Source organism: Chitinophaga silvisoli, assembly GCF_003412465.1.
Classification (GTDB): Bacteria; Bacteroidota; Bacteroidia; order Chitinophagales; family Chitinophagaceae; genus Chitinophaga; species Chitinophaga silvisoli.
The window spans coordinates 719378-744512 of sequence record NZ_QTJV01000004.1; the positions used below are offsets into that span (position 1 = coordinate 719378).

The window sequence follows — 25135 nt, forward strand, 5'->3', positions numbered from 1 at the left end:
AGGTCAGGATGCCGCTGTAAAAGCGTTCAATTGAGTAGTTTTATGCTGGAATCTCAGGAATAATAATACCGAAGCAGTGAGTAGTCCCAGCAATAATCCCCACCAGATCCCCTGGATGCCATAACCCAGGTGAATACCTAATAAATAAGCACCCGGCAAGCCCAGCACCCAATACGCCAGCATGGTGATAACTGTAGGAATCTTCACATCCCCCAATCCCCTCAATATCCCTAAGCCTACCACCTGCGTACCGTCGAACAACTGGAAGAACGCAGCTATCAAAATCAAATGCGCCGCTATCTCGATCACCGCAGGATCATTGATATACATCAATGGCAATACCCTGCACCCCACCAAGAAAATCAGGGCCGTAGTACCCATCATGATCAACACCATATGATAACTCGCAATGGCTGACAAACGTAACTCCTTCAGCTGCTTCGCCCCAAAGTGATTCCCACTCTTAATACCCGCCGCCGCGGAAATGCCACTCGCCATCATATATGTTATAGATGCCAGGTTGATCGCTATCTGATGTGCTGCCTGCTCTCTCGCACCAATCCATCCCGCCATGATAATCGCACTGCTAAACGCACTGATCTCAAACACATATTGCAAAGCTACCGGCGTACCGATGCCCAGTATTTTCCTGATCATTTCCATGGAAAAATACCTGTTCCAAAACTCTTGCAGATAAGGTTTGAAACGATCCGCCTTCAGCACATACCAACACATCGCCACCGCCATCAGGATCCGGTCTGTCAAAGTACCAATCCCCACACCAATCACCCCCAACCTGGGCAATCCACCAATACCATATACCAGCGCAATCCCCACCACGATATTGACAATGTTCCCGATAATACTGATATGCATCGCCTGCTTGGTAAACCCTAGCCCCTCCGCAAATTGCTTAAAAGACAGGAACACCATCAACGGGAAATAAGAGATCCCTAACAATTTCAGGAATGGCCTTGCCTGCATAGCGACCTCCGGTACCTGGTCCAGTTTATACAGGTAATTACTCCCCGCATAAATGAGGGTACTCATCAGCAATCCCATGACTAAGTTAATCACCAGGCTATGACGCAACAGGTTACCACAAGCCGTCTTATTCTGCCTGCCATACTCCTGCGCAATCAAGGGTGTTAATCCATAAGACATGCCGATGCCTATCACCATACAGATAGAAAAAATACTACTGCCGAGTGCTACAGCTGCCAGCGGTACATCGCCGGTATGCCCGATTATAATGGTATCAGACAGGGCCACCATTGTATGCCCCAGCTGACTTATAACGACAGGATATGCCAGTTTAAAATTGTCTTTATAATAAGTTTGATATTTAGTCCACACTTTGTTAAAATTTGATAGAAATAAAAAAAGGCGCTTCGGTGAAGAAGCGCCTTATATCATGAACCTTTTTATTGCTAAAAAGGCGCCTCTTCATCGAAGTCCATATCATTCATACGTGATCCTTTCTGGATATACAGTTTCGCTTCATCAGTCGCACCATATGGATCATTATTACCCGCATTGGAAATCGGCATAAAGTTGCCGCCACCACCACCAGGGTTCTCCAGACTACCATCATCCTCAAAACGCTGGAATTCCAGGATCGCTCTCAGTTTGATCGTATCCAGCTGACCATTACGGTGTTTTGCTATACGCACGTGGGTCTCACCTTTATTGGATTCGCCCATCTCGTTCGTATTGATTTCGTAATACTCAGGACGGTACAGGAACATTACCATGTCGGCATCCTGCTCGATCGCACCAGATTCACGCAGGTCAGACAGCTGTGGCATCTTGTTACCATCCTTTCTCTTTTCCACATCGCGGGACAGCTGTGACAATGCGATAATTGGTACGTGCAGCTCCTTCGCCAGCCCTTTCAGATCCCTGGAGATCTTGGAGATCTCCTGCTCACGGTTACTTCCCTTACCATCTGCACTACCACTCATCAGCTGCAGGTAGTCAATGATGATCACCCCTACCCCATGGTTGTGTACCAGACGGCGGGCTTTCGCGCGCAGCTCGAAGATGTTCAGCGCCGGGGTGTCGTCAATAAAGATCGGCGCTTTGGCCAGTCTTTCGATACCATGCGTCATCAGCTTCTTCATCTCATACTCTTCCAGCTTACCCCTGGTGATCTTCTCCAGCTTAATTTCTGACTCGGCAGAAAGAATACGCTGTACAATCTGCCCGGAGGACATTTCAAGGCTGAACACGGCCGCTCCTTTCGGGAAGCGGGGATGCAAAGCAGCATTTCTGGCCAGGTTAAGTGCGAAAGCGGTCTTACCCACCGCCGGACGTGCCGCGATGATGATTAAGTCCGTCGACTGCCAGCCATAAGTGACCTTGTCGAGAGAAGGGAACCCGGAAGGCACCCCTGTAATATCATCTCCTTTATTACGCAGATCCTCGATACGCTTCATGGTGTTCACCAATACGCGGTCGATACTGTCATAGTTTTTACGAAGGTGATTGTTCGTCACCTCAAAGAGTTTACTTTCGGCGGAGTCGAGCAGGTCGAATACGTCGGCAGTATCTTCGTATGATTCAGATAAGATTTCTCCGGAAATACGGATCAGCTCACGCTGAATGAACTTCTGCAGGATAATGCGGGCATGCGCTTCAATATTGGCAGAGGATACCACCATATTTGTAAGCCGGGTTATATAATAGGGTCCGCCCACTACGTCCAGTTCACCCATTGACCGTAACTCTTCTACCACTGTGAGGATGTCCACAGGCATGGACTTGCCCGCCAGGCGGGTCATGGCAGTAAAGATTTTCTGATGTGCCTCTACATAAAAACATTCACCTTTCAAGATCTCTACCACGGTGTCAAACGCACCTTTCTCCAGCATAATGGCTCCCAATACGGCCTCTTCCATTTCCTTTGCCTGAGGTGGAATTTTACCGTACATCATGGTAGATACGTCAACGGACGGCTTACGACGCACGTTGCGGTCTTTCTTTAGATTGAGATCCATTTATTTTTAATCTGATTCAGTTAGCTAAAAATACTATATGTCGTGGCTATCCTTAGTTTGTTTTACAATTTTTTGTACCCGTTATGTCCTTATCGATTGTCGAAATTGTAAAGCTTTTTAGGGCCGTAAAAACTAAGGTAACCGCATTTATTCATTTAACAAGGATTGATTGCCGATATAATTTATAAGACCAAATTCACAGGATATACACCCGCAATTTGTCAGTTATCCACTGACTTAAACAGACTTATTAACACATTTAACATACAATCCCCACACAAAGGTGCATATAATCACAAACATTGTTAAAAAAGTTTTTCCCCAATGGTTTGGTGATATGCCCGATGTGTGTATCAGCGGACTTATCCACATACAGCAAAGATCGCTCCTTTTTGGTAGAGATAGCTAACACTTCTTAGTCAGTTTTGTGTAAATCCCCCGGGCGGTTACCTTCGGTAACTGCAACCACCCCCTCTAACATTGGCACATTCATACATTAATTTTACCTTTACGAACTTATTAATTATACAAATGACTATTTCATACAATTGGCTGTGTGACTATTTGCCGGTGAAACCAACACCGGAGGAACTATCTGTGATCCTGACACGCATAGGTCTGGAAGTTGAAAGCCTGGAAAAATTTGAATCTGTAAAAGGCAGTCTGGAAGGACTCGTCATCGGCGAAGTACTCACCGCAGTACCACACCCTAATGCAGACAAACTGAAACTGACTACTGTCAATATTGGTGCTGCTGAGCCCCTTCACATTGTTTGTGGTGCTCCTAACGTTGCTGCCGGACAAAAAGTAGTGGTGGCCCCCATCGGCGTTACCATCTACCCTGCCTCCGGAGAACCGCTCACCATGAAAAAAGCAAAGATCCGTGGCGAAGAAAGTCATGGCATGATCTGCGCTGAAGACGAAATCGGTCTCGGTAGCAGTCATGCGGGTATCCTGGTACTGGATCCATCCCTCACCCCTGGTACCCCGGCCCGCGAAATATTTAAACCCTTCGAAGACTGGGTATACGAAATCGGCCTCACCCCTAACCGCATGGATGCCATGAGCCACCTGGGAGTTGCCAAAGATGTGTGCGCTTACCTGAACAATACTGCCAACACACTGGAAAACAAAGCGAAAATCCCTGCCCTGGCAGCACTGCCGGAAGCAAAAGATCGCTACGACATCAGCGTGAGCATCGAAAATACCACCGCCTGCCCCCGTTATGCAGGTATCACCCTCAGCGGTGTGAAAGTAGGCCCTTCTCCTGAATGGCTCACTCATCGCCTGCAGGCAATCGGCATCCGCTCCATTAATAATGTAGTGGATATCACCAACTTCATCCTGCATGAAACCGGTCAACCCCTGCACGCCTTCGATGCTGATACCATCAAAGGCCGTAAAGTGATTGTTAAAAACCTGCCCCAGAATACGCTCTTCACCACCCTCGATGAGAAAGAACGTAAACTGGATGCCGCTGACCTCGTCATCTGTAATGCCGACAGCGAACCAATGGCCCTGGCAGGTGTATTCGGTGGCCTGCACACTGGTGTCTCCGATACCACTACCAATATCTTCCTGGAAAGCGCCTGCTTCGCTGCTGCCAGCATCCGTCCGACCTCTTTCCGCCATGGATTGCGTACTGACGCTGCTGCCCGCTTTGAAAAAGGTGTGGATATCTCCGGTACCGTATACGTGTTACAACGTGCCGCCGCCCTCATCTGCGAACTGGCCGGTGGGCAGGCAGCCTCAGGTATAGTAGACATTTATCCACAACCTAAACCAGCTGTGGAAGTGGAGACCTCCTGGAACTATATCCAGAAACTGAGCGGTAAAGCTTACCCTGCGGACAAAATTGAACGCATCCTCACCAGCCTTGGATTCACATTCATATCCAAAACTGAGGAGCGCTTCCGCGTAGCAGTACCTTTCAGCAAACCCGATATCAGCATTCCCGCAGATATCGTGGAAGAAGTCATGCGTATTGATGGCCTGGACAACATCGACATTCCAACTCAGATTACAATCACCCCTTCACCGGCTTCCCGTCCTGACAAGGAAAAGATCCGTGAAAAGGTGGCTAACTACCTGGCTTCGAATGGTTTCAACGAAATCTTTACCAACTCTATCACGAACAGTAAGTACTATACCCCAGAGGTGTTGGCTACTACCGTGCGTATGATCAACAGCCTCACAGAAGAACTGGACATCATGCGTCCTTCCATGCTGGAAACCGGCCTGGAAAGCGTGGCTCACAACCTGAACCGCAGAAATGATAACCTGCTGTTCTTCGAATTCGGGAATACCTACGCCGTCACCGGCGAACATCAATATGAAGAGACAGCCCACCTGAGCCTGTACCTTACCGGTCAGAAAGTGACGGAAAGCTGGCTGCACAAAGCGGCTCCGGTTGACTTCTACTTCCTGAAAGGCTATGTGCAAAATATATTACAACTACTGGGTATCAAAGGATTACAATACAAAGAAGGCGAGCAAAATACCTGGGAAATCGTAGTGAAGAACAAATCAGTCGTGACCCTCGGTGCTGTGGACAACGCAAAACTGAAACAGTTCGACATCAAACAAGCCGTTTGGTTTGCAGATTTCAACTGGCTGAATTTGCTTAGCCTGTTGCAGAAAACTGAAAGCTTCTACAAGGAAATTCCTAAGTTCCCTTCAGTTCGCCGTGACCTTGCCCTGATCCTGGACAAACAGGTGAAATACGCAGCGGTAGAGGCAGCAGCTAAGCAGGTGAAATCACCACTGCTGCAGGACCTGAACCTTTTCGATGTATTCGAAAGCGAAAAACTGGGTGCTAACAAGAAGTCTTATGCAGTCAGCTTCACCTTCCAGGATGCTCAGAAAACCTTGACAGACAAGGAGATCGATGCAGTCATGGAAAAGCTCATCAAAACCTTCCAGGCACAACTGCAGGCCGAGATCAGAAAATAACCGGAATGCTCCACTCAGGTAAAATAGCCGGAGTGGAGCATTTTTCATTTTCTCTTAATAATTAATCTCCGGTAGTTTCTATTATCAATTCATAATCCGTAATTTGTACTCATAAGTACTTTTGAACATTGGCTTTGGAGCAACACATACTGAGAATCGAAGAAAAGCTGCAACAGTTGCTAAAAAAATTGCAACAGCTGCAGTCGGAGAATGTATCGCTCAGAGAGACCTTGCAGATGAAGGACAACGAACTGATAATGAAGCAACAGCAGATCGACGAACTGGATAATAAATTACATTTGGCCAGGATCGCCGTAGCTGCACAGGGTACGCCCGGAGACAAGGAAGATGACGAGGAATTTAAGAAGGAAATGCGCAATAAGATCAATGAGTATATCAGGGAGATTGACCGGTGTATCGCCTTATTAAATATATAAACGACACAACATGGAACCGCTGATCCCCATTAATATCGTCGTAGCAGACAGGTCCTACAGAATAAAAATCAAGCCGGAAGAAGAAGAGGAAGTGCGCCGTACAATGAAGGAAGTGAACGAAAAGATCATAGAATTCAAAACAGCGTATGCGGGCAAAGACTTACAGGATTACATCGCAATGGCGCTGATCATGTACGCAACCCACCCAGTCACCCATGGCGGAAAAGTGCAGGCTGGCCTGCAACCCTTTCTGGAGGAAAAACTGCAACATCTGGAGACATTGATCGATGAGCACTTAAAATAAAACCAACCAGGCCCGGTTCAGGAAAATGCAAAAGATCCCTGCCAGTGTATCATCTTAAGTTAGTCATGCCCTTGCTGAATACCACCGTTCGGGAGATTTCACTGGGAAGAAAATTTTAAATAATACACCATTGGGGTCCTATTAATAATTTAAAAATGAAGGAAATATATTAATATGCACCCTGAAAGGAAGATGTTTGTAATAAAAAATGTTGAGTCTGGTAAGTGAAGGTTCTAAGGAAGGGACTGAAATATCTTGAAAAAGTGGATTTCTAGTAAGTAATATATTCATATATAAATACGATATAGCAATTTAACGTTCAGCAAATTATTGTCGCTTCCCCGTTCATGAAAGCTACGCCTGATGGCCCGTACAGGGACCTGGCTGGCCGAAAAAACCTACAAATCCTCAACAGGACTGCATTGCAGCACATTCTTTTTTGTATTTTCGCGAATCGGTTCTAAACCCTTTACCTTTTCCACGGATAAGGAATGTGGCCAGGAATGCAACATAAATCAAGTTAAAATTATTGAAATGGAATCTACTTTAATCGTAGCAATAACAGCAGTAGCTGCGTTGATCATAGGAATACTGCTAGGCAAGGTCATATTTGCTAAGAACACACAGATAAAAATACAGGAAGCTGAGGCGCAGGCACAAAAGATCGTAGAAGATGGGAAAATAGCCGCTGAAAATGAGAAGAAGAACAGGATCCTGGAAGCAAAGGAGAAATTCCTGCAGTTGAAAAGTGAGCATGAAAAAGAAACCCTGCAGCGCAACCAGAAAATGGCAGATGCAGAAAACCGCATCAAACAGAAAGAACAGAGCCTGACACAGAAGACGGAGAACTTAACAAAACAGATGCAGGAGAACGAGGCGATCAAGGAAAACCTGACCCGCCAGATGGAACTGGTAGCTGTAAAACGTACCGAACTCGAAAAACACCAGGAAGAACATATTCGCCGTCTTGAAAAAGTAGCGGCCCTCACAGCAGAAGAAGCACGTCACCAACTCATTGAAAGCCTGAAAGAAGAAGCCCGCTCACAGGCCCTCTCTCACATCCAGGAGATCATCGAGGATGCTAAACTGAAAGCAAACAAGGAAGCTAAGAAAATCATTATACAATCCATCCAGCGTACAGCTGCTGAGCAGACCATCGAAAACGCTATTACCGTTTTCAACCTGGAAAGTGATGAAATCAAAGGCCAGATCATTGGCCGTGAAGGTCGTAACATCCGCGCTATCGAAGCGGCTACCGGTGTTGACCTGATCGTAGACGATACCCCTGAAGCTATTGTATTATCTTCTTTCGACCCATTACGTCGTGAAATCGCCCGCCTGTCCCTGCAAAGACTGGTACAGGATGGCCGTATCCACCCTGCACGTATCGAAGAAGTAGTAGAAAAAACCAAGAAACAACTGGAAGAACAGGTAATGGATATCGGTGAAAGAACCGTAATCGAACTGGGTATCCATGGTCTGCACAAAGAACTGATCAGGCTCGTAGGTAAGATGCGTTTCCGCTCCTCTTATGGTCAGAACCTGCTCATGCACTCCAAGGAAACAGCTAACCTGTGTGCAGTAATGGCAGCAGAACTGGGCCTGAACCCTAAACTGGCTAAACGTGCCGGTCTGCTTCATGATATTGGTAAAGTACCAGATGAAGAAACTGAACTGAGCCACGCATTGCTGGGTGCTAAGCTGGCTGAGAAATATGGTGAGCATGCCGCAGTAGTCAACGCAATTGGCGCACACCACGATGAAATGGAAATGCAATATGTAATTTCTCCGATCGTACAGGCTTGTGATGCTATCTCCGGTGCGCGCCCTGGTGCACGCCGTGAAATCATGCAGAGCTACCTGCAGCGTATCAAAGACCTGGAAAACCTGGCCCTCGCCCATGACGGTGTGGAAAAAGCATATGCTATCCAGGCAGGTCGTGAGCTGCGTGTAATCGTTGAAAGTGAGAAAGTAACAGATAACGATGCAGATCGCCTCTCATTTGAAATAGCGAACAAGATTCAAAATGATATGCAGTATCCGGGACAAATTAAGGTGACTGTAATCAGGGAGAAACGTGCCGTTAATGTAGCGCGCTAATTCAGTAGAATTAATATATTTAAAGCAGGCTTGGAAGTCAGATTCCAGCCTGCTTTTTTAATTCCACTAATTCCTTAACTCAATGATTATGCATCCCTTAGAATCACAAATCCAGGCCGCTGTCAATTTCTTACAAGAATTCAATGCCGACAAAGCCCGCGTAGGTATCGTATTAGGCACTGGCCTGGGCCAGTTAGTACAGCACATGGCTGTGAGCAAGACGATCCCTTACAATGAGATACCCCATTTCCCATTATCGACTGTAGAGTCGCATAAGGGTCAGCTGATCTTTGGAAAGATTGGTGAGACCCCTATAGTAGCCATGCAAGGGCGATTTCATTATTATGAAGGGTACTCTATGCAGCAGATTACATTTCCGATACGGGTAATGAAGGCTTTAGGTATTGAAAAACTATTATTGAGTAATGCCGCGGGTGGGATGCGACCGGCATTCAAGAAAGGGGATATGGTGCTGTTGGATGATCATATCAACTTACAGCCGGAGAATCCGCTTCGCGGGCTGAATTCACCGGTGTTTGGAGCAAGGTTTCCGGATATGAGCATGCCTTATGATGAGGAACTGGGCAAGATGCTGAAGACAGCGGCGCATAAGATAGGGTATTTCCTGCGTACAGGGGTGTATGCGGCAGTGATGGGACCGAACCTGGAGACGAGGGCGGAGTACCGGTTCTTGAGGCTGATAGGGGCTGATATGGTGGGAATGAGTACGGTGCCGGAGGTGATAGTGGCGAATCAGATTAAACTGCCTTGTGCGGCGGTGTCAGTGATTACGGATGAGTGTGATCCGGATAATTTGCAGGCGGTGAGTATAGAGGAGATTATTGAGGTGGCGGGGAAAGCGGATAAGCGTTTGAGTGAGATTTTTGTGGAGGTGGTGAAGCAGTTGTAGGGGGAGGATTTTTCCAATGGATTTTGCATGGGGATTTTGCCTGGGGGTTTTTCTAGTTGATTTTGCCCTGGGGGTTTTCCAGGGAATTTTCTCAGGGGATTTTCTCAAGGGGTTTTCTCAGAGGATTTTTCTAATCGATTTAGGATAATTCCCAGTCGATTTTTTTCTGGCCGCAGGGCCTTTTGCCATAATAAAAAACGCTTTGGCCGGAGGGCGAAAGCGTTTTTTTATTTGTATTATTTTGAATGAGTTTTGTCATCATTATCTTCTTCTTCATCGTCCTCATCACCTTCATCATCCTCATCTTCAAAATCTTCGTCATCTTCCTCCTCATCGTCATAATCATCATCTTCTTCATCATTTTCTTCCTCTTCATTAAAGTCTTCATCATCTTTCTCCTCATCATCTTCCTCCTCCTCCTCATCATCATCTTCTTCTTCATCATCTTCTTCTTCGTCAAAATCATCCTCATCAAGTTCCTCCCCATCTACTTCATCATCTTTTTCCCCCTCTTCTTCTTCCCTTGGATCAGGCACATATGCAGTATCCTCAATCATTAACTTCTCAATAATCACATTATCAGGATGATTTTCCTCCTCCTCTTCCCCAGGTTCCTCAACATCTTCTGCATCCTCAATATCTCCTATCTCTTCCAAATCTCCCGCGTTTTCCACATCTCCCGCCCCTTCTTCAACTTCTTCTTCCATTGTAGGCGCATCCGGCCTACCTGTCGTTTCCTCCTCCTCTTCCACTTTCTCCTGCCCCAAAGGCAGCTCCAGCTGCCCACTCACCTCCTCGCTCACTTCTTCCTCAATCACCGGCAAAACCTCCTCCTCTACCAACTCCCCATTCTCTGACACCCTCAAAATCATCGCATCATCTTCCTCTCCATTTCCGCCCTCTAATCCTGCTATCAACGTAGGCTGCACATCATCCTCAAACACCTCCTTCAACTTCGGCAGATCCTTCGGTGAGTTCAATCCAAAATAATCCATAAACGCCTTGGAAGTAGAATACAGCAGTGGTTTCCCTGGCAGCGTCTCACTACGCCCTGAAATCACAATTAACTCCTTCTCCAGCAATTTAGTAATAGAATAATCTGTACTCACCCCACGAATATGCTCAATCTCCCCTTTAGAAATAGGTTGCTTATACGCCACAATCGCCAGCGTCTCCAACGCCGCTGTAGACAGCCTCTTCAGGAACTTATCCCCATTCAGCTGCGCTACAGTCTGATAATACTCCTTCTTGGTCAGGAACTGAAATCCTCCCCCACTTTCCCTCACTTCAAACGCATAAAACTCCGTGCTATACTTCTCCCGTATAGCCTCAATGGCCGTCTCCACCTGATCAACAGTCACCCTGTCTTCCAGGAAAGCCAGCGCATTATTTAACAAGTCGGTGATATCCAGCACAGGCAGGGGTCTGTCAGCAGCGAATATCAGTGATTCAACATGAGGTATGATCTGTGAGATTTCCATTATCCGGTTTTCAATTGCTGGCGTCAACGCCTATAAGATAAAAAGTCAAAGACCGAAAATACAGTCTTTGACCTTTATGATAAAATCTAAAAATATCGCTGTTAATACGATGTGTATAAGTCAGGTTTTACCCTTCAGGAAGAACGCCACTATCCATTTCAATTCACCCACTGCAGTTCTCTCAGTCAGAATCTTACCTTTCCAGTACAACTAAATCTTTCTCAAACTATTCGATCATCACATCCGGCTGTACCTTATCTTATATCAGAAGTGCTTACCCTTCCAACGCCGCTGCACCACTCACGATCTCAGTCAGCTCAGTTGTAATCGCCGCCTGACGTGCACGGTTATAGCTAATCTTATAATTACGTAGCAGTTCATTTGCATTCTCTGTCGCCTTATCCATCGCAGTCATACGTGCACCATGCTCAGAAGCATTCGCATCCAGCATCGCTTTGTACAACTGTGTATTCAGAATCTTAGGCATCAGCTCAGCAATCAGGGTATCCTTCTCCGGCTCATAAATAAAGTCAGCTTTCGCCACTTTCTTCCCCTTTCCGGCAGGAATTTCTTCCTCTACCTTCGCAATTGGCAGGAACTGTTCAGATATATAGAACTGAGTAGCAGCATTTTTGAACTGGCTATAGATGATCTCAACAGCATCATACTGACCGCTGGTGAAGCCTTCCATGGCTACTGCAGCAGCTTCCTTCACATGGTCGAAATCCAGGTGTGCAAACAGGTGCCAGAAAGTTTCGTTCATTTTGTAACCATTCTTACCAAAATGCTCCCAACCCTTCTTACCGATAGGCAGGATAGTTACATGACCTTTTTCAAACTGTTCCTGGTACTTTTCACGAATCACCTGCTTAGTCAGCTTGATCAGGTTTGAATTGTAAGCACCACATAAACCCCTGTCCGAGGTTATTACGATCAGTAATACCTTTTCAACAGGACGCTCTGCTGCCAATGCCAGATCAATGCTGCCTTCACTGTTGGAAACAATGTTTGACAACATTTCCTGCAATTTAACGGCATAAGGACGCATGAGTAAGATAGCATCCTGCGCACGACGCAGTTTAGCAGCACTCACCATTTTCATGGCTTTTGTAATCTGCAGGTTGGACTGTGTGGACTTAATTCGGTTGCGAACTTCTTTAAGCTGACCGGACATAATGTTTTATGTATTACGTAAAGTTTATATGACTAAAAGCCCTTTGGGAGCTCCTGAATTTGGCTGCAAAGGTAAGGAAAACAAATTAAGATTGGTAGGATTGTGGATAGTTTGCCGGTAAAGAGGAGTTGATCCTCGTCATATATTAATAATTTGGAATGGTTGGGGAAATCATACCCTTACAAACCTCAAAAAAGGCTCTTTTAGTGTTCAACTTTAAAAGGTTATTGTGCTTATTCTCTTAATTTTCAATCCCTTATTTTAATCCCTGGTAAGTCTTCAATCCTTTATTTATTTTCGGGATTCCTTCTCTTCATCAATAATCCCTCATTCATCCTTTCCGGAATTTCCGGAATTTCCGGAATTCCTTCTCCTTCATCAAATAATTCCCTTCTTCATCCTTTATTTCATTTCCGGGATTCCTTCTCCTTCATCAATAATCCCTCATCCATCCTTTCCGGAATTTCTTCGCCTTCATCCTATTAAATCCTAATTCATTCATTCCCGGATCACTTTCTATTTCCCCGCCTCCGGCACTGACTCCGTCCACGTCTCATTCCCCTCTTTATCCACATAACCCACCCTGCCATTCAACTTAATCAGCCCTCTCCCATTCTGGAAAATAATAGCATTATCATACTTCGGTGCAATCACCTCCTTATTGGAGGTATCAATAAATCCAAACTTCCCACTCACCCCCACTGGAGCCAGCCCCTCATTAAAATTCCCAACCCTGTCATACATCACTGGAATCACCACATCTCCTTTATCATTTATAAATCCAAACTTACTATCCTGTTTTACCCAGGCCAGTCCATCCTTAAACGGCCCAATCTTGTCATATTGAGTTCCAATCACCTTTCCCGTCTTCAGATCCGCCCGACCACACTTTTCCCCATTATAGATGAGTACACTATGATGACTCACCCCGCTAATCATATCATACGCCGGTTTCAGGATCACCTTCCCTTTATTATTCACCATTCCATACAATTCTCCTACCTTAATTCTCGCATATCCATCCTTTTCCGGTTTTGCCTCATCATATACAGGCGCTACCCATTCCCTGCCGGTACTATCCAGCAAACCCTGCTTCTGCTTCTTACTCACAAAGAAAAAGTTCCCCTTTACCCAGGCAGAATCATATTTATAAGCAGAATGCTTTCCATTGGCAAACACAATTCCATATTTCCCTTTTAATTGTACCGCTGCTGCTCCATACCTGAATTCTCCAACTGCATCATACTGAGCAGGGATGATCTCATGACCAGCGGCATCATTGAAGCCATATTTTCCATCTTTCTGAAATTTAACCAGGGAATCTGCTCGCTGCGCCTGCGCAAACATTACCGGACACAGGAGCAATGAGAGGAAGAAATATCGTTTCATAGGAAAAGGATTGTATACCAAAAATAATAAATATCATTGAATTATGCACAAAAAGGCCTTCCCCGAAGAGAAGGCCTTTACCTGAATTTCTTAATTATTGAATTAGTCGACTAGCTGCTTATTCAATTTCTTCACTATTTCCTGTAGCTCACTCACTGCTTATTCAACTTCTTAACCATTACCTGTAGTTGACTCGCGGCCTATTCAATTTCTTCACTATTTCCTGTAGTTCACTCAATGCTTATTCAACTTCTTCACTATTTCCTGTAGCTCACTCACTGCCTATTCAATTTCTTCACTATTTCCTGTAGCTCACTCACTGCCTATTCAATTTCTTCACCATTTACCTAATTCCCTCACTCCTTATAACTTAATCTCCGTTCCCAACACCTTCAAAAACGCCGCTATCCACTGTGGATGCGCCGGCCATGCCGGTGCCGTCACCAAATTCCCATCCGTCACCGCCTCATCCACATTCACCGAAGCATAATGCCCTCCGGCTATCGTCACTTCAGGTCCTACAGCAGGATACGCCGTCAATGTCTTCCCTCTCACCACATCAGCAACCGTCAAAATCTGTATCCCATGACAAATAGCCGCTATCGGCTTATCAGCATGTGCAAAATGTCTTACCATGTCTATCACCCTGGAATTAAGCCTTAAATATTCAGGCGCTCTCCCACCTGCAATAACCAGTGCATCGTAATTCTCCAGTTTCACATCAGCAAACGAAGCATTCAACACAAAATTGTGACCTCGTTTTTCACTATAAGTCTGATCTCCTTCAAAATCGTGGATGGCAGTAATAACCTTATCCCCTGCTGATTTATCAGGACATACAGCATGTACGTTATGACCTACCATAAGGAGCATCTGGAATGGTACCATGGTTTCGTAATCTTCTGCATAGTCTCCAGTGAGGAAGAGGATGTTTTTTTTGGCCATGAGAATAGGGGGTTTTTAAGAGTGAGATTAAAGATAGTGAATAAATTTTTTTATCCACAAGAGCAACCTTTTTCTCATGAAAAGCAACTAATAAATAACAAGTAAAATCATTAATAATGGAGACACGATTCGATGAAGTCATCTTGCTCATTAAACAGGCAAGAAGCAATGCCATCAAGCAAGTTAATATTGAGTTGATCAATTTACACTGGCAGGTAGGGGCATATATTAGTAGTAAGGTTGCAAATGCCGTTTGGGGTAACAAAACGGTAACCGAACTAGCAGCACACATTGAAAATTATCAACTAAAAATCGATCAAATACAATTGTGTCAACACTGTTGACACAATTTACAGAATACTCGAATAACCAAAAAGGATCAATTGTGCAGACAGCGTCTGCACAATTGATCCTTCCAAAAATCAATACCCCGGATTCTGCCCAAACTCATTACTACTCCTGTCAATCTGATCCTGCGGAATCGGCCGCAACACATGCTTCTCCTCTATATTCGGTCCTCCCTGCGGATTATGCATCCTCACCCGCTCCAACAACTTACCCGTCCGCACCAAATCAAACCACTGCATCTGCTCCCCTACCAACTCTCTCCCCCGCTCATCCAAGATAAAATCAATACTCAAATCCCCCTCCGCTACCTTCATCGCCTCCTTATGCGCCTCCGTCTCCGCATCACTCGCCCCCACTTTCGCTGCCCTCACTCTCAACGTATTGATATACCCCACTGCCGTCGCATTATCCCCCTTCTTCATATACGCCTCCGCCGCTATCAAATAATCCTCCGCCAACCTAAACGCTATAAACGGCCTCACCCCCGATGCCTGGTTATCCGGCCGCAACGCATCGGCAAACTTATTCAATGACGGATACAACTTCTCTGTATAATTACGCGGCGGCACATACAAATACTTCTTACTCGCTATCTCCGCATCTGTCACATCTACCCCCGGCATATACACCGATGTATCCCCCACCTTCAACTTATCTGTCGCCGTATTACAATACCATACCCTCGTAAAAAACTTCTCATACCTGCTATCATTCACCCTATCCTTATACAAGGTATCCAACAAAAACTTCGTAGGCCGATAACGTTTCCACGGTGTACCATTCGCCAGATCCCGCTTCATGCCAGCTAACACATCATACTGCATCAAAAAGAATCTGCACGCATTATTATCCGATGAATTATACAACGCATCATTAATATACTGCACCGCAAATACCGTCTCACTATTCTTCTCATTCCCCTGCGCCCACACCTGCCCTACATCAGGCAACAACTGAAATCCATATTGTGATATCACCCTTGTAGCATAAATCGCCGCACTATCATAATCCGTCCCCACTGCCGATGCAGAAGATGCCCTCGTCAAATATACCCGTGCTAACAAATGCTCCGCCGCCGGCTTCGTGGCCCTTCCCCAATCCGTCTGCGATGCCGGCAACACCGACGCTGCATACTGCAAATCACTTATCACCGATGCATAAACAGAAGCTACCGGATCCCGGTGCGCCTCCGTTTCTATCGATGTATTCTCTTTTAAATTTAAAGGCACCTCACCAAACAACTGCAATAAAATAAAATAATAATTAGCCCTGCAAAAACGTGCCTGCGCCACACCCGACACCTTTGCTACCGAATCAAGTCCCGGTATCGCATCCGCCCTCGTCGTCACCACATTACACACATTAATCGCCTGGTATAACCCATTCCAGATCTCCCTCAAATGTGAATAACTTGGATTCAACTGCGATGTATACTGGTTCGCAAACTTAAAATCCCCATCCGATCCATTCGTATAAGTATCCGTACCAAACACACTCACCGTCATTCCACGCTCCGTACTATAAAAGTTTCTCAGGCCCGCATAACTACTATTCACCGCCGTTGTAAAACCTCCCGGCGTATTATAAAAATCATCCGTCACATTCGTCACCACATCCTCATCCAACATCTTATTACACGATACAGCCACTATTAATATTAAGAATAAGTACTTTTTCATAATCAAATGATTTAAAAAAATTAAAACGTTGCATTCACCCCAAACTGCAGCATCCATGTTGCCGGCGCATCAATACCTATCAGGTTCACATCCTCAGGATCTATCCCCTTGTACTTCTGCCTGTATGGTGCAATAATCAGGGGCTGCTTCACATCCACCGAAAACCGCAGGGACTCCATCTGCCACCTGTCCATCAGCTTCTTTGGCAGCGCATACCCCAGGCCAATATTCCTGATCTTGAAATAAGATCCATCAAAATAACTCAATGTATTATAGTTATTCGGCCGCTCCTGGTTAGAGTTCGGACGCGGGAATTCATTCGTAGGATTATCCGGTGTAAAGTAATTCACATCAAGGTTATTATACCTGCCAAACAATGTATTGTAAGTCGCATAAAAATCACTCTTGATCATACTGCCCATACGCGCAAACGCTACGATCGACAAATCAAATCCCTTGTAACTAAAACGCTGCGTCATACCACCAGACCACTTCGGCTGCGATGATCCTAAAATCACCCTGTCCTTATCAGTAATAGCTTTATCATTATTCACATCAGCTAATTGAATTTCCCCCTGGTGCTGCTTATACACCTGCGCCGCTGCCTCCGTTTGCCAGATACCCACTTTCTTATAATCATAATACACGTAAGTAGGCTGCCCTACAAACCATCCATTCCCTATATCCTGTGTCTTACCTTCTCCCAATGCAAGAATCTTCTCGCGGTTCACAAAGAAGTTCACATCCATCGTCCAGCTAAACCCACTCTTCGATTCTATATTCACTGTAGAAATCCCTACCTCAATCCCTTTATTCTGCGTCACACCCGTATTCTCTAACACATAATCAAAGCCATTACTATAAGGCAAAAATTTCTGTAACAACAGGTCTGTTGTCTTCTGCTTATACACATCCACCGTACCACTGATCCTTCCCTTCAGCACACTGAAGTCCAGGCCAATGTTGGTAGAAGTAGTCGTCTCCCATGTCAGGTTAGGATTACGCAGTAAGATAGGAGAATACCCCAGGGTACCCTTATTATTAAATGCATAAGTCGTTCTACCCAGCAAACCCTGCGTTGCATACGGCGGTATACCTGTATTACCAATCTTACCATAACTCGCACGCAGTTTCAGGTTATCAAAAAATTGTGTCCCCTGCATAAAATGCTCCCGCGTAATATTCCATCCTAACGCCACAGAAGGAAAATATCCCCACTTATGCCCCGGCGCAAACCTGGATGAACCATCTGCACGCAGCGTCAACGTAAGCAGGTACCTGTCATCATAGCCATAATTCACACGACCCATATAAGAGAGAATTGTCCATGTACCCAGACTACTTCCAATCCCCGTTACATTGGCAGCCTGGCCCAAACCATAGTACTCCTGCCACTCTACCGGGATCCCCCTTACTGATGCAGAAGAACTATCCTCCCGCTGGCGTTGCACACTATACAATGCAGTTACACCCAGGTTATGTTTCTCATGAAAAGTCTTATTATAAGTCAGCAGGTTCTCCACTGTATACGCCCACACAAACTGGCTTTGCTTGGTAGCAGTCGCATCCCCACCCCCAATCAGCAGGTCAGTGCTATTCTTTCCTAAAAACAATCCGTAGTTATTCTGTTGTAAATCTGTGCCCACATTCAGGCGATACTTCAACCCATCGAGAATGGTCACTTCGCCATACAGACTATTGAAGAAACGCAGGTGATAAAGATTCTCCACCCTGTTGCCTGGTACATAATTCAACAAAGCATTCGGCTGCTGGTTATCACCCGTAGGATAGGTGATGAGCTTTCCATTGGCATCATAAGGATCTGCAATGGGCAACATTTTCAAAGCATCTCCCATACCATTATAACTACTGCCTTTGCGCGTACTATAGGCAGCAGACATCGAAGTACCTACTGTAATTCGTTTACTGATTTCCTGGTCCACTGCAACATGCAGATTATAACGCTCATAACTCTGCAACTTCAGTACTCCCTGATCTTTAAAGTAACCACCCGTTACCGAATACCTCGTCTTATCCGTTCCTCCACTTACACCCAGTGAATGCCTTGTTTGCCAGCCCGGACTAATCAACAAATCCTGCCAGTCAGTATTCACACCTCTTTTTACATTCGCCAGTTCAGTAGCATTGAAAATCTTCGCATCAGAAGCGTCAGGGTTATTATCATCATAAGCACCTGTAGTACGATAAGCCTCCCGCTTCATGGCAATGTACTGTTCACTATTCATCATATCCGTGCGACCCAGCGCATGCACATACCCATAGATTCCACTATAACTCACCACCGGCCTGCTGCCACTTTTTCCTTTTCGCGAGGTAATCAGCACCACACCATTTGCACCACGCGATCCATATATGGCAGTCGCCGATGCATCCTTCAGAATATCCATCGAACTAATGTCCGAAGGATTGATATCATTCAGCGCACCCGCAAACGGAATTCCATCCACCACATACAAGGGATCATTTCCCGCAGAAAGCGATCGGGTACCTCTTACACGTACCCTTGGCTCATCTCCCGGCTTCGCACTATTATTAATGACATCGATACCAGGGGTCCTTCCCTGCAATGCCTGTTGTGCATTTGTAACCGGCACTTCCATAATTGCTTTGCTGCTGATCGAAGCAATAGATCCTGTTACATCCTTCTTCTTTTGTTGTCCATAACCAACTACGACAACTTCTTCGAGTTTCTTGTTGTCTTCCGCCAATTTCACATCAATAGATGTCCTGTTGTTGACCGGAATTTCCTGTGGTAAATACCCAATAAACGAGATGACGATCGTGGCACCGGGCGAGACTTTCAGCCTATAAGCTCCCATGTTGTCAGTAACAGTACCGTTCGATTTTCCTTTCACTGCGACCGTAGCGCCTATGACAGGATTACCATCCGCCGATGTTACCTTTCCAGAGAGGTTAACAAGCTGTTGTGCACGAATAAGGGTCCCCAGCAATAGCAGGTACAGGAGTATCACTCCCGTTTTCGATAACGTGTTTTTCATTACGTAGAATTTAGAGTAACAGAATAGTTCAACTTTAATTTGAGTATACAATGGCCCTTCCTCTCCGGCAGCTAACAACTACAGTTTCTTACTTATAAAAATAATGTGCGCTAATTCTCAGGTTTTTCTTACAAATCCGGATCGGGGCAATACAAGTTAAGTAGATTCGTTATAAATTGCAAACGATTGCATAAATTTAGAGAGAAGTTAGTACTCCTTGGTTAAAAAGAATTTCTACCGCTCATCACATAAATGGTGCAATCGGTTGAATAAATGAGTGTTATTATTTATTTTTAAAACTAGTTTTGGTTCATTGTTATGAAAAACACGTTACTGGTCTGTAGTGTCCTGCTCCTTAGCAGTTGGGCAACTGCACAAAAGAAAGCTCAATGGCATTCACTCTACAATGGTAAGGACCTCACGGGATGGAAAGAAGTAAATGGGACAGCTACCTATGAGGCCAAAAAAGATGAAATCGTGGGCACATCCGTCACGGGAAGCCCGAATTCCTTTCTTGCTACCACAAAAGACTACGGTGATTTTATTTTAGAGCTTGAACTCAAGCTTGACGCGGAAATGAATTATGGTATTCAATTCCGTAGCGAGAGCAAACCTGACTATAACAATGGCCGGGTACATGGTTACCAGATGGAAGTAGACCCAAGCGACAGAGCATGGAGTGGTGGAATATATGACGAAGCCCGTCGTGGATGGCTCTATCCCCTGGACCTGAATCCAGGTGCGCAAAAGGCGTTCAAAAAGCAGGACTGGAACAAATACCGGATTGAGTGCAGAGGATCGGAGATCAGAACATGGATCAATGGCGTCGCCTGTGCGCATGTAATAGACGATATGACACTGAAAGGCTTCATTGCCCTGCAGGTGCATCAGATCTACAAACCAGAAGATAAAGGCAAACAGATCCACTGGCGCAATATCCGCATTTTAGAAAACCCGGATGCTTCACAGTATTCTCCTTATGATAATATCTATGTGGTGAATAATGTACCAAACACAGTATCTCCACAAGAGAAGAAAAACGGGTATTCTCTCTTATGGGACGGCAAAACATCCACCGGCTGGAGAAGGGTAAATAAACAAAACTTCCCAACCACCGGCTGGACCATGGAAGATGGTTTACTCACCATTCACCAGTCTACAGGAGATGAAGAAGGTTCAGGTGGTGACATCATCACCGACAAACAATATGGTGCTTTCGACCTGGAGTTCGATTTCAAATTGACAGAAGGTGCAAACAGTGGTGTAAAGTATTTCGTAAAAGAAGACTATGACACCAAAGGAAAGTCAGCCATAGGCCTGGAATTCCAGGTACTTGACGATGAGCGTCATCCCGATGCCAAGCTTGGCCGCGATGGTAACAGAACCCTGTCATCACTGTACGACCTCATCCCAAGAAAGAAAGATGCTAACCAGAATGCATTTAGAAAAATCGGTGAATGGAACCATGGCCGTGTCATTGTATATCCAAATAATCATGTGGAACATTGGCTGAATGGCATAAAGATGGTGGAGTATGAAAGAGGGTCCAAAGAATTTAAAGACCTGGTAGCGATATCTAAATACAAAAATTGGAATAACTTTGGTCTTTGGCCAGAAGGACACATCTTACTCCAGGATCATGGAAATACTGTGTCATTCCGTAGCATAAAAATCAAAAATTTAAAATAGGTTAACAAGTTGATCTTGATTATTAACCTAATTTTGCAACGGGTGTGTAAAGCCGAAGTCGGCCGTTGAATGAAATTTCGAATGAAACCAATCTGGAGCTTAAACGATTGAGTAGCCAGCAATCATTTGAAAATGAGAAGAGTTGAGCTGATAAATACCCGGTATTAATAAGTTTTCATTGTTCACTGTTCTATATAAAACATTCCGATTCTTCGGAGTGTTTTTTTATTTTTAGCCCATACATATCAACAAAATCTATAAATAAATGCTGTTTAAAAAACACTATCTCCTGCTGCCATCGATCCTGCTGGCAGTAGCTTGTGGTCAGCCCGGCAAGCAATCAGGCAATGGAGCCGATTCCCTGCACCACATCGTCCAGCAATATTACGATGAAAGAATGGAACTGTTTCCACTGGAAGCAACGATGAATGGAGAACATCAATATGATAGCCTCCTGCAAATAGATATCAGCGAACATTTCCGTCATCACCTCGATAGCTTCTATACCCGCTACCAAACAGCACTCACAGGAATTGATACCGCAGGCCTCACCAGCAATGACCTGATCAGTTATCTCATGTTGCAACGCGATCTTTCATTAAGCAAAGAACGACTGAAATTCCCTGATCACTACATGCCATTCGATCAGTTCAGCGGCCTCACCTTAATGCTGCCCTTGTTTGGTTCAGGTGCCAGCGCACAACCATTCAAAACAAATGACGACTACCGCCATTTCATGTCACGCATGAAATCCTTCTCCGAATGGGCTGACACCGCTATCGCTAACATGCGCCAGGGCATTAAAGCAGGCGTTGTCTTACCCAAATCCCTGGTCGTAAAAATCCTTCCCCAACTCGCCGACATCGCTAAGAAAGATACCGGCAATGTATTCTATGCCCCGCTGAAAACCCTGAAGGATACCGCACTGGCAGCCGAATACAAAGCAAGCATCGAGCAGTACATTTTCCCTTCCTATGCCCGCCTGCATGATTTCATGGAGAAAGAATACCTGCCCCAGGCACGCACTACCAGTGGTTATGGTGCCCTGCCTAATGGTAAGGCCTGGTATGCACTCTACAGTAAATACTGGACCACCACCAACCTCACCCCAGATGAAATCTTTGCCATCGGCGAAAAGGAAGTAGCCCGCATTAAAGGCGAAATGGAAAAGACCATGACTGAGACCGGCTTCAAAGACAGCCTGCCCTCCTTCTTTGCTTACATCCGGACAGACAGGAAATTCAAAATCTTCTCTACACCTAAACAAATCCTCGATAGCTTCGCTGCCATCAAAGACAGGATCATGCCGAAGGTAAAAGAAATGTATGGTCACCTGCCAAAGACTCCTTTTGAAATCAGGCAAACAGAAGCATTCCGTGCCGCATCTGCCAGTGCAGAATACATGCAGGGAGCAGCAGACGGCTCCAGACCGGGTGTCTTCTATGTGCCGATTCTAAACGCAAAAGAATTTGGTTACACCGGCATGCAATGCCTGTTTCTGCACGAAGCAATACCTGGTCACCACTTCCAGATCTCTATTCAACAAGAGAACGATTCGTTGCCTAAATTCCGCAGATTTAACTGGATTGGCGCATATGGGGAAGGTTATGCACTTTATTGCGAAAGCCTTGGAAAAGAATTAGGAATATATACAGATCCTTACATGTACTTCGGCAGACTCAGTGATGAAATTCACCGTGCCATCAGACTCGTTGTGGACGTAGGTTTACACTATAAAGGATGGACCCGTGAACAGGCTATCAAGTATATGCTTGATAATGAACCCACAAGCGAACAGGAAGCAACCGCAGAAATTGAGCGTTATATGGCACTACCGGCACAGGCTTTGTCGTATAAAATTGGCGAAATGAAAATCCGCGAATTGAGGAACAAGTATACTGCTGAGTTGGGAACCAAATTTAATATTAAAGAATTCCACGACGAATTGTTGAAAGATGGTTGCGTACCATTGGATGTGCTGGAAGAAAAGATGGCGAGGAAATTCAAATAAAACCAAATTGCCTTTTGCAGGATGCCTCATCCTGCAAAAGGTAAATATTATGATTAAATCTATACACCCCAATTACTGTACAGCTTCCTGATAATGTGGATTTAACAATAAAATATGTGTCCGCTTTGAGAAAAGATACTTAAATTTATAGTGGGAATTTTATTATTTCAGGGAACTCGGAACCATTAAGGTTTTAGGAACGTTGCCATATCACTAAGAGACTCATCTATAACGAAAGCTATCCATTTCAACGAGCCTTTTACCATTTCACGTTTTAAGTTATTGCACGCTTGTGTAAACATTTGCGCTTTATAATTTCACTGAGAGAAAGGAATTTTTTTAACATTTAAGCTGCCAGTATTATGTTTGACATGACCCTTAATTACTGCCTTGCCTTCCCTGCCGTAGTGCGGGAAGAGAAGTGGGACGATGATGTACGGTTTTCCGTAGGTGAAAAGCTCTTTTGCATGATCTCAAAGACTTTTCCACATCAGATCTCCCTGAAATGCAGGCTGGAGGATTTCCACCGCCTCATTTCCCAACCAGGTATCGTACCTGCCCCTTATCTGGCTAGGTACCACTGGGTACAGATCAAACAATTGGATACTTTACCAGTGCCGCAATTACAAACTTTATTACAGAATGCCTATGACCTGGTAGTAAGTTCATTACCACCGGAAGAAAGGGCGCAGATATTGCGGGAGCAAAGGGTATAAGTACACCCTGGATTTTTTGTGGTTGGAAGGTTTGCGCCTGACGCTGGCAGCGTTTAGGACTCCTGCATACCCCTTAAAATATTAAAAGCTTTTACCCATGCAGGTAAAAGCTTTTTTATTTGGTGGGTGGCCTGTGGCCGACATTTTAAGAGAAAACGGTGTAAATAATATCATACAAGCCGAATACAATCAGCGTACACGCAAATACTTTCTCAAGTAAGGGTGTCTTCATTTTCACCGCAGTTTTGGCGCCCAGGTAAGAAGATGGGATCGCTGTCACCGAAAGTAATAATGCGATATTCCAGTCTATATGGCCCAGGTACCAGTGCGCGATTGCCCCGGGTATGGAAAGTATCGCAGATAAAACGATTGAACATGCCAATGCCTGCTTAATAGGCATCCTTAAACGCTTAATAAAGAAGCTGCTGAATAATACACCACCCGCGTTCGCTAACAAGCCGGATAATAAACCAATACCTGTAGCCGCCAGGATCATCAAACCTGTGTGAAAGTGCTCGTCAGTTGCAACTACTGAAGATGGCTTCTTCAAAAACGAAATCAATAATGTCGTACCAATTGCCATGATAAACAAAGCCGTACAGATCATCAATGTCTCCCCTTTTAAATAATGGCTGAAAAATGCCCCGACTACCGTAGCAGGCACGCCAAATAAAGCCCCTAATCCAATCACTCTCTTATCAAAAAGCTTTTCCTTGCTATATACCGCTGTCGCGGAAATCGTACTTGTAATAGAAGCCGGTAAAGGGGAAGCCAGGGCAAAGAATGGATTTACACCGGCGAAGATCTGTAATGCGGGTGTACTCACTGCACTACCTCCTTTGCCCAGTAAACCGGAAAGATAGCCCACGATCAATCCGATGGATAATATTACCCAATAATCAGTCTGTTGAAATAACGCAATCATATACAGGTTAGACACACACGTGCCGGTTGGCAGGTCGTCGGTTGGTTTTGATGAAT

Annotated in this window: 18 protein-coding genes; 9 read left to right on the forward strand and 9 right to left on the reverse strand. The window is 45.1% G+C overall.

The window, feature by feature from the left end; translation table 11 throughout:
• Positions 1–3: 3 nt before the first annotated feature.
• Together DXN04_RS14975 and dnaB are read right to left on the reverse strand one after the other, a co-directional pair.
• On the reverse strand, positions 4–1356 hold the full coding sequence (locus tag DXN04_RS14975; RefSeq protein WP_116854154.1) for an MATE family efflux transporter: 1353 nt from the start codon (positions 1354–1356) through the stop codon (positions 4–6).
• Between the two features lie 74 nt (positions 1357–1430).
• Entirely contained in the window at positions 1431–2999 is a 1569-nt protein-coding gene (gene dnaB / locus DXN04_RS14980; RefSeq protein WP_116854155.1) for a replicative DNA helicase, read from the reverse strand.
• Positions 3000–3530: 531 nt separating this feature from the next.
• On the opposite strand from dnaB, the gene pheT reads away from it, so the two are divergent.
• From pheT to DXN04_RS15005, 5 genes are all read left to right on the forward strand, one after another.
• Positions 3531–5951, forward strand: coding sequence for a phenylalanine--tRNA ligase subunit beta (gene pheT, locus DXN04_RS14985; protein ID WP_116854156.1), 2421 nt, complete (start codon positions 3531–3533; stop codon positions 5949–5951).
• A 134-nt stretch (positions 5952–6085) separates the two neighbouring features.
• Positions 6086–6388 carry a hypothetical protein gene (locus tag DXN04_RS14990; protein ID WP_147319935.1) on the forward strand — a complete coding sequence of 101 codons (303 nt, stop codon included), beginning with the start codon at positions 6086–6088 and terminating at the stop codon, positions 6386–6388.
• Between the two features lie 10 nt (positions 6389–6398).
• Positions 6399–6692, forward strand: a complete 294-nt coding sequence (locus DXN04_RS14995; protein ID WP_116854158.1) for a cell division protein ZapA — start codon at positions 6399–6401, stop codon at positions 6690–6692.
• A gap of 534 nt (positions 6693–7226) precedes the next feature.
• Positions 7227–8792, forward strand: coding sequence for a ribonuclease Y (gene rny / locus DXN04_RS15000; protein WP_116854334.1), 1566 nt, complete (start codon positions 7227–7229; stop codon positions 8790–8792).
• Positions 8793–8880: 88 nt separating this feature from the next.
• The gene (locus DXN04_RS15005; RefSeq protein WP_116854335.1) at positions 8881–9702 is read left to right on the forward strand and encodes a purine-nucleoside phosphorylase; all 822 of its coding nucleotides are present in this window, start codon (positions 8881–8883) and stop codon (positions 9700–9702) included.
• A 236-nt stretch (positions 9703–9938) separates the two neighbouring features.
• Here the strand turns inward: DXN04_RS15005 and scpB are convergent, their stop codons facing one another.
• From scpB to DXN04_RS15025, 4 genes are all read right to left on the reverse strand, one after another.
• Positions 9939–11183: an SMC-Scp complex subunit ScpB gene (gene scpB / locus DXN04_RS15010; protein WP_116854159.1), complete on the reverse strand. Its 1245-nt coding sequence runs from the start codon at positions 11181–11183 to the stop codon at positions 9939–9941.
• 274 nt (positions 11184–11457) lie between these two features.
• Positions 11458–12357: an ATP synthase F1 subunit gamma gene (atpG, locus tag DXN04_RS15015; RefSeq protein WP_116854160.1), complete on the reverse strand. Its 900-nt coding sequence runs from the start codon at positions 12355–12357 to the stop codon at positions 11458–11460.
• Between the two features lie 516 nt (positions 12358–12873).
• Positions 12874–13746: a WG repeat-containing protein gene (locus tag DXN04_RS15020; protein ID WP_116854161.1), complete on the reverse strand. Its 873-nt coding sequence runs from the start codon at positions 13744–13746 to the stop codon at positions 12874–12876.
• A gap of 363 nt (positions 13747–14109) precedes the next feature.
• Positions 14110–14691 (reverse strand): DJ-1/PfpI family protein, encoded by a 582-nt coding sequence (locus DXN04_RS15025; RefSeq protein ID WP_116854162.1) that lies wholly within the window; start codon positions 14689–14691, stop codon positions 14110–14112.
• Positions 14692–14807: 116 nt separating this feature from the next.
• Here DXN04_RS15025 and DXN04_RS15030 point away from each other — a divergent pair, with 116 nt between their 5' ends.
• On the forward strand, positions 14808–15035 hold the full coding sequence (locus DXN04_RS15030; RefSeq protein WP_116854163.1) for a DUF1016 N-terminal domain-containing protein: 228 nt from the start codon (positions 14808–14810) through the stop codon (positions 15033–15035).
• 78 nt (positions 15036–15113) lie between these two features.
• Here the strand turns inward: DXN04_RS15030 and DXN04_RS15035 are convergent, their stop codons facing one another.
• The gene (locus DXN04_RS15035; protein WP_116854164.1) at positions 15114–16718 is read right to left on the reverse strand and encodes a RagB/SusD family nutrient uptake outer membrane protein; all 1605 of its coding nucleotides are present in this window, start codon (positions 16716–16718) and stop codon (positions 15114–15116) included.
• A gap of 20 nt (positions 16719–16738) precedes the next feature.
• Positions 16739–19738: a SusC/RagA family TonB-linked outer membrane protein gene (locus DXN04_RS15040; protein ID WP_116854165.1), complete on the reverse strand. Its 3000-nt coding sequence runs from the start codon at positions 19736–19738 to the stop codon at positions 16739–16741.
• Positions 19739–20056: 318 nt separating this feature from the next.
• Here DXN04_RS15040 and DXN04_RS15045 point away from each other — a divergent pair, with 318 nt between their 5' ends.
• The 3 genes from DXN04_RS15045 (at position 20057) to DXN04_RS15055 (ending at position 24154) form a co-directional block, all read left to right on the forward strand.
• On the forward strand, positions 20057–21427 hold the full coding sequence (locus tag DXN04_RS15045) for a 3-keto-disaccharide hydrolase (protein WP_116854166.1): 1371 nt from the start codon (positions 20057–20059) through the stop codon (positions 21425–21427).
• A 265-nt stretch (positions 21428–21692) separates the two neighbouring features.
• On the forward strand, positions 21693–23438 hold the full coding sequence (locus DXN04_RS15050) for a DUF885 domain-containing protein (RefSeq protein ID WP_233525602.1): 1746 nt from the start codon (positions 21693–21695) through the stop codon (positions 23436–23438).
• A gap of 371 nt (positions 23439–23809) precedes the next feature.
• Positions 23810–24154, forward strand: a complete 345-nt coding sequence (locus DXN04_RS15055; RefSeq protein ID WP_158569030.1) for an MmcQ/YjbR family DNA-binding protein — start codon at positions 23810–23812, stop codon at positions 24152–24154.
• Between the two features lie 145 nt (positions 24155–24299).
• On the opposite strand, the gene DXN04_RS15060 is transcribed toward DXN04_RS15055, so the two are convergent.
• The gene (locus DXN04_RS15060; protein ID WP_116854168.1) at positions 24300–25079 is read right to left on the reverse strand and encodes a sulfite exporter TauE/SafE family protein; all 780 of its coding nucleotides are present in this window, start codon (positions 25077–25079) and stop codon (positions 24300–24302) included.
• Positions 25080–25135: the final 56 nt, after the last annotated feature.

Excerpts from the sequence above, each read along its gene's own strand:
- dnaB (WP_116854155.1), bottom strand. The coding sequence starts at position 2,999 with ATGGATCTCAATCTAAAGAAAGACCGCAACGTGCGTCGTAAGCCGTCC.
- pheT (WP_116854156.1), top strand. The coding sequence starts at position 3,531 with ATGACTATTTCATACAATTGGCTGTGTGACTATTTGCCGGTGAAACCA.
- DXN04_RS14995 (WP_116854158.1), top strand. The coding sequence starts at position 6,399 with ATGGAACCGCTGATCCCCATTAATATCGTCGTAGCAGACAGGTCCTAC.
- rny (WP_116854334.1), top strand. The coding sequence starts at position 7,227 with ATGGAATCTACTTTAATCGTAGCAATAACAGCAGTAGCTGCGTTGATC.
- DXN04_RS15005 (WP_116854335.1), top strand. The coding sequence starts at position 8,881 with ATGCATCCCTTAGAATCACAAATCCAGGCCGCTGTCAATTTCTTACAA.
- scpB (WP_116854159.1), bottom strand. The coding sequence starts at position 11,183 with ATGGAAATCTCACAGATCATACCTCATGTTGAATCACTGATATTCGCT.
- atpG (WP_116854160.1), bottom strand. The coding sequence starts at position 12,357 with ATGTCCGGTCAGCTTAAAGAAGTTCGCAACCGAATTAAGTCCACACAG.
- DXN04_RS15020 (WP_116854161.1), bottom strand. The coding sequence starts at position 13,746 with ATGAAACGATATTTCTTCCTCTCATTGCTCCTGTGTCCGGTAATGTTT.
- DXN04_RS15025 (WP_116854162.1), bottom strand. The coding sequence starts at position 14,691 with ATGGCCAAAAAAAACATCCTCTTCCTCACTGGAGACTATGCAGAAGAT.
- DXN04_RS15030 (WP_116854163.1), top strand. The coding sequence starts at position 14,808 with ATGGAGACACGATTCGATGAAGTCATCTTGCTCATTAAACAGGCAAGA.
- DXN04_RS15035 (WP_116854164.1), bottom strand. The coding sequence starts at position 16,718 with ATGAAAAAGTACTTATTCTTAATATTAATAGTGGCTGTATCGTGTAAT.
- DXN04_RS15040 (WP_116854165.1), bottom strand. The coding sequence starts at position 19,738 with ATGAAAAACACGTTATCGAAAACGGGAGTGATACTCCTGTACCTGCTA.
- DXN04_RS15045 (WP_116854166.1), top strand. The coding sequence starts at position 20,057 with ATGAAAAACACGTTACTGGTCTGTAGTGTCCTGCTCCTTAGCAGTTGG.
- DXN04_RS15050 (WP_233525602.1), top strand. The coding sequence starts at position 21,693 with ATGCTGTTTAAAAAACACTATCTCCTGCTGCCATCGATCCTGCTGGCA.
- DXN04_RS15055 (WP_158569030.1), top strand. The coding sequence starts at position 23,810 with ATGACCCTTAATTACTGCCTTGCCTTCCCTGCCGTAGTGCGGGAAGAG.
- DXN04_RS15060 (WP_116854168.1), bottom strand. The coding sequence starts at position 25,079 with ATGATTGCGTTATTTCAACAGACTGATTATTGGGTAATATTATCCATC.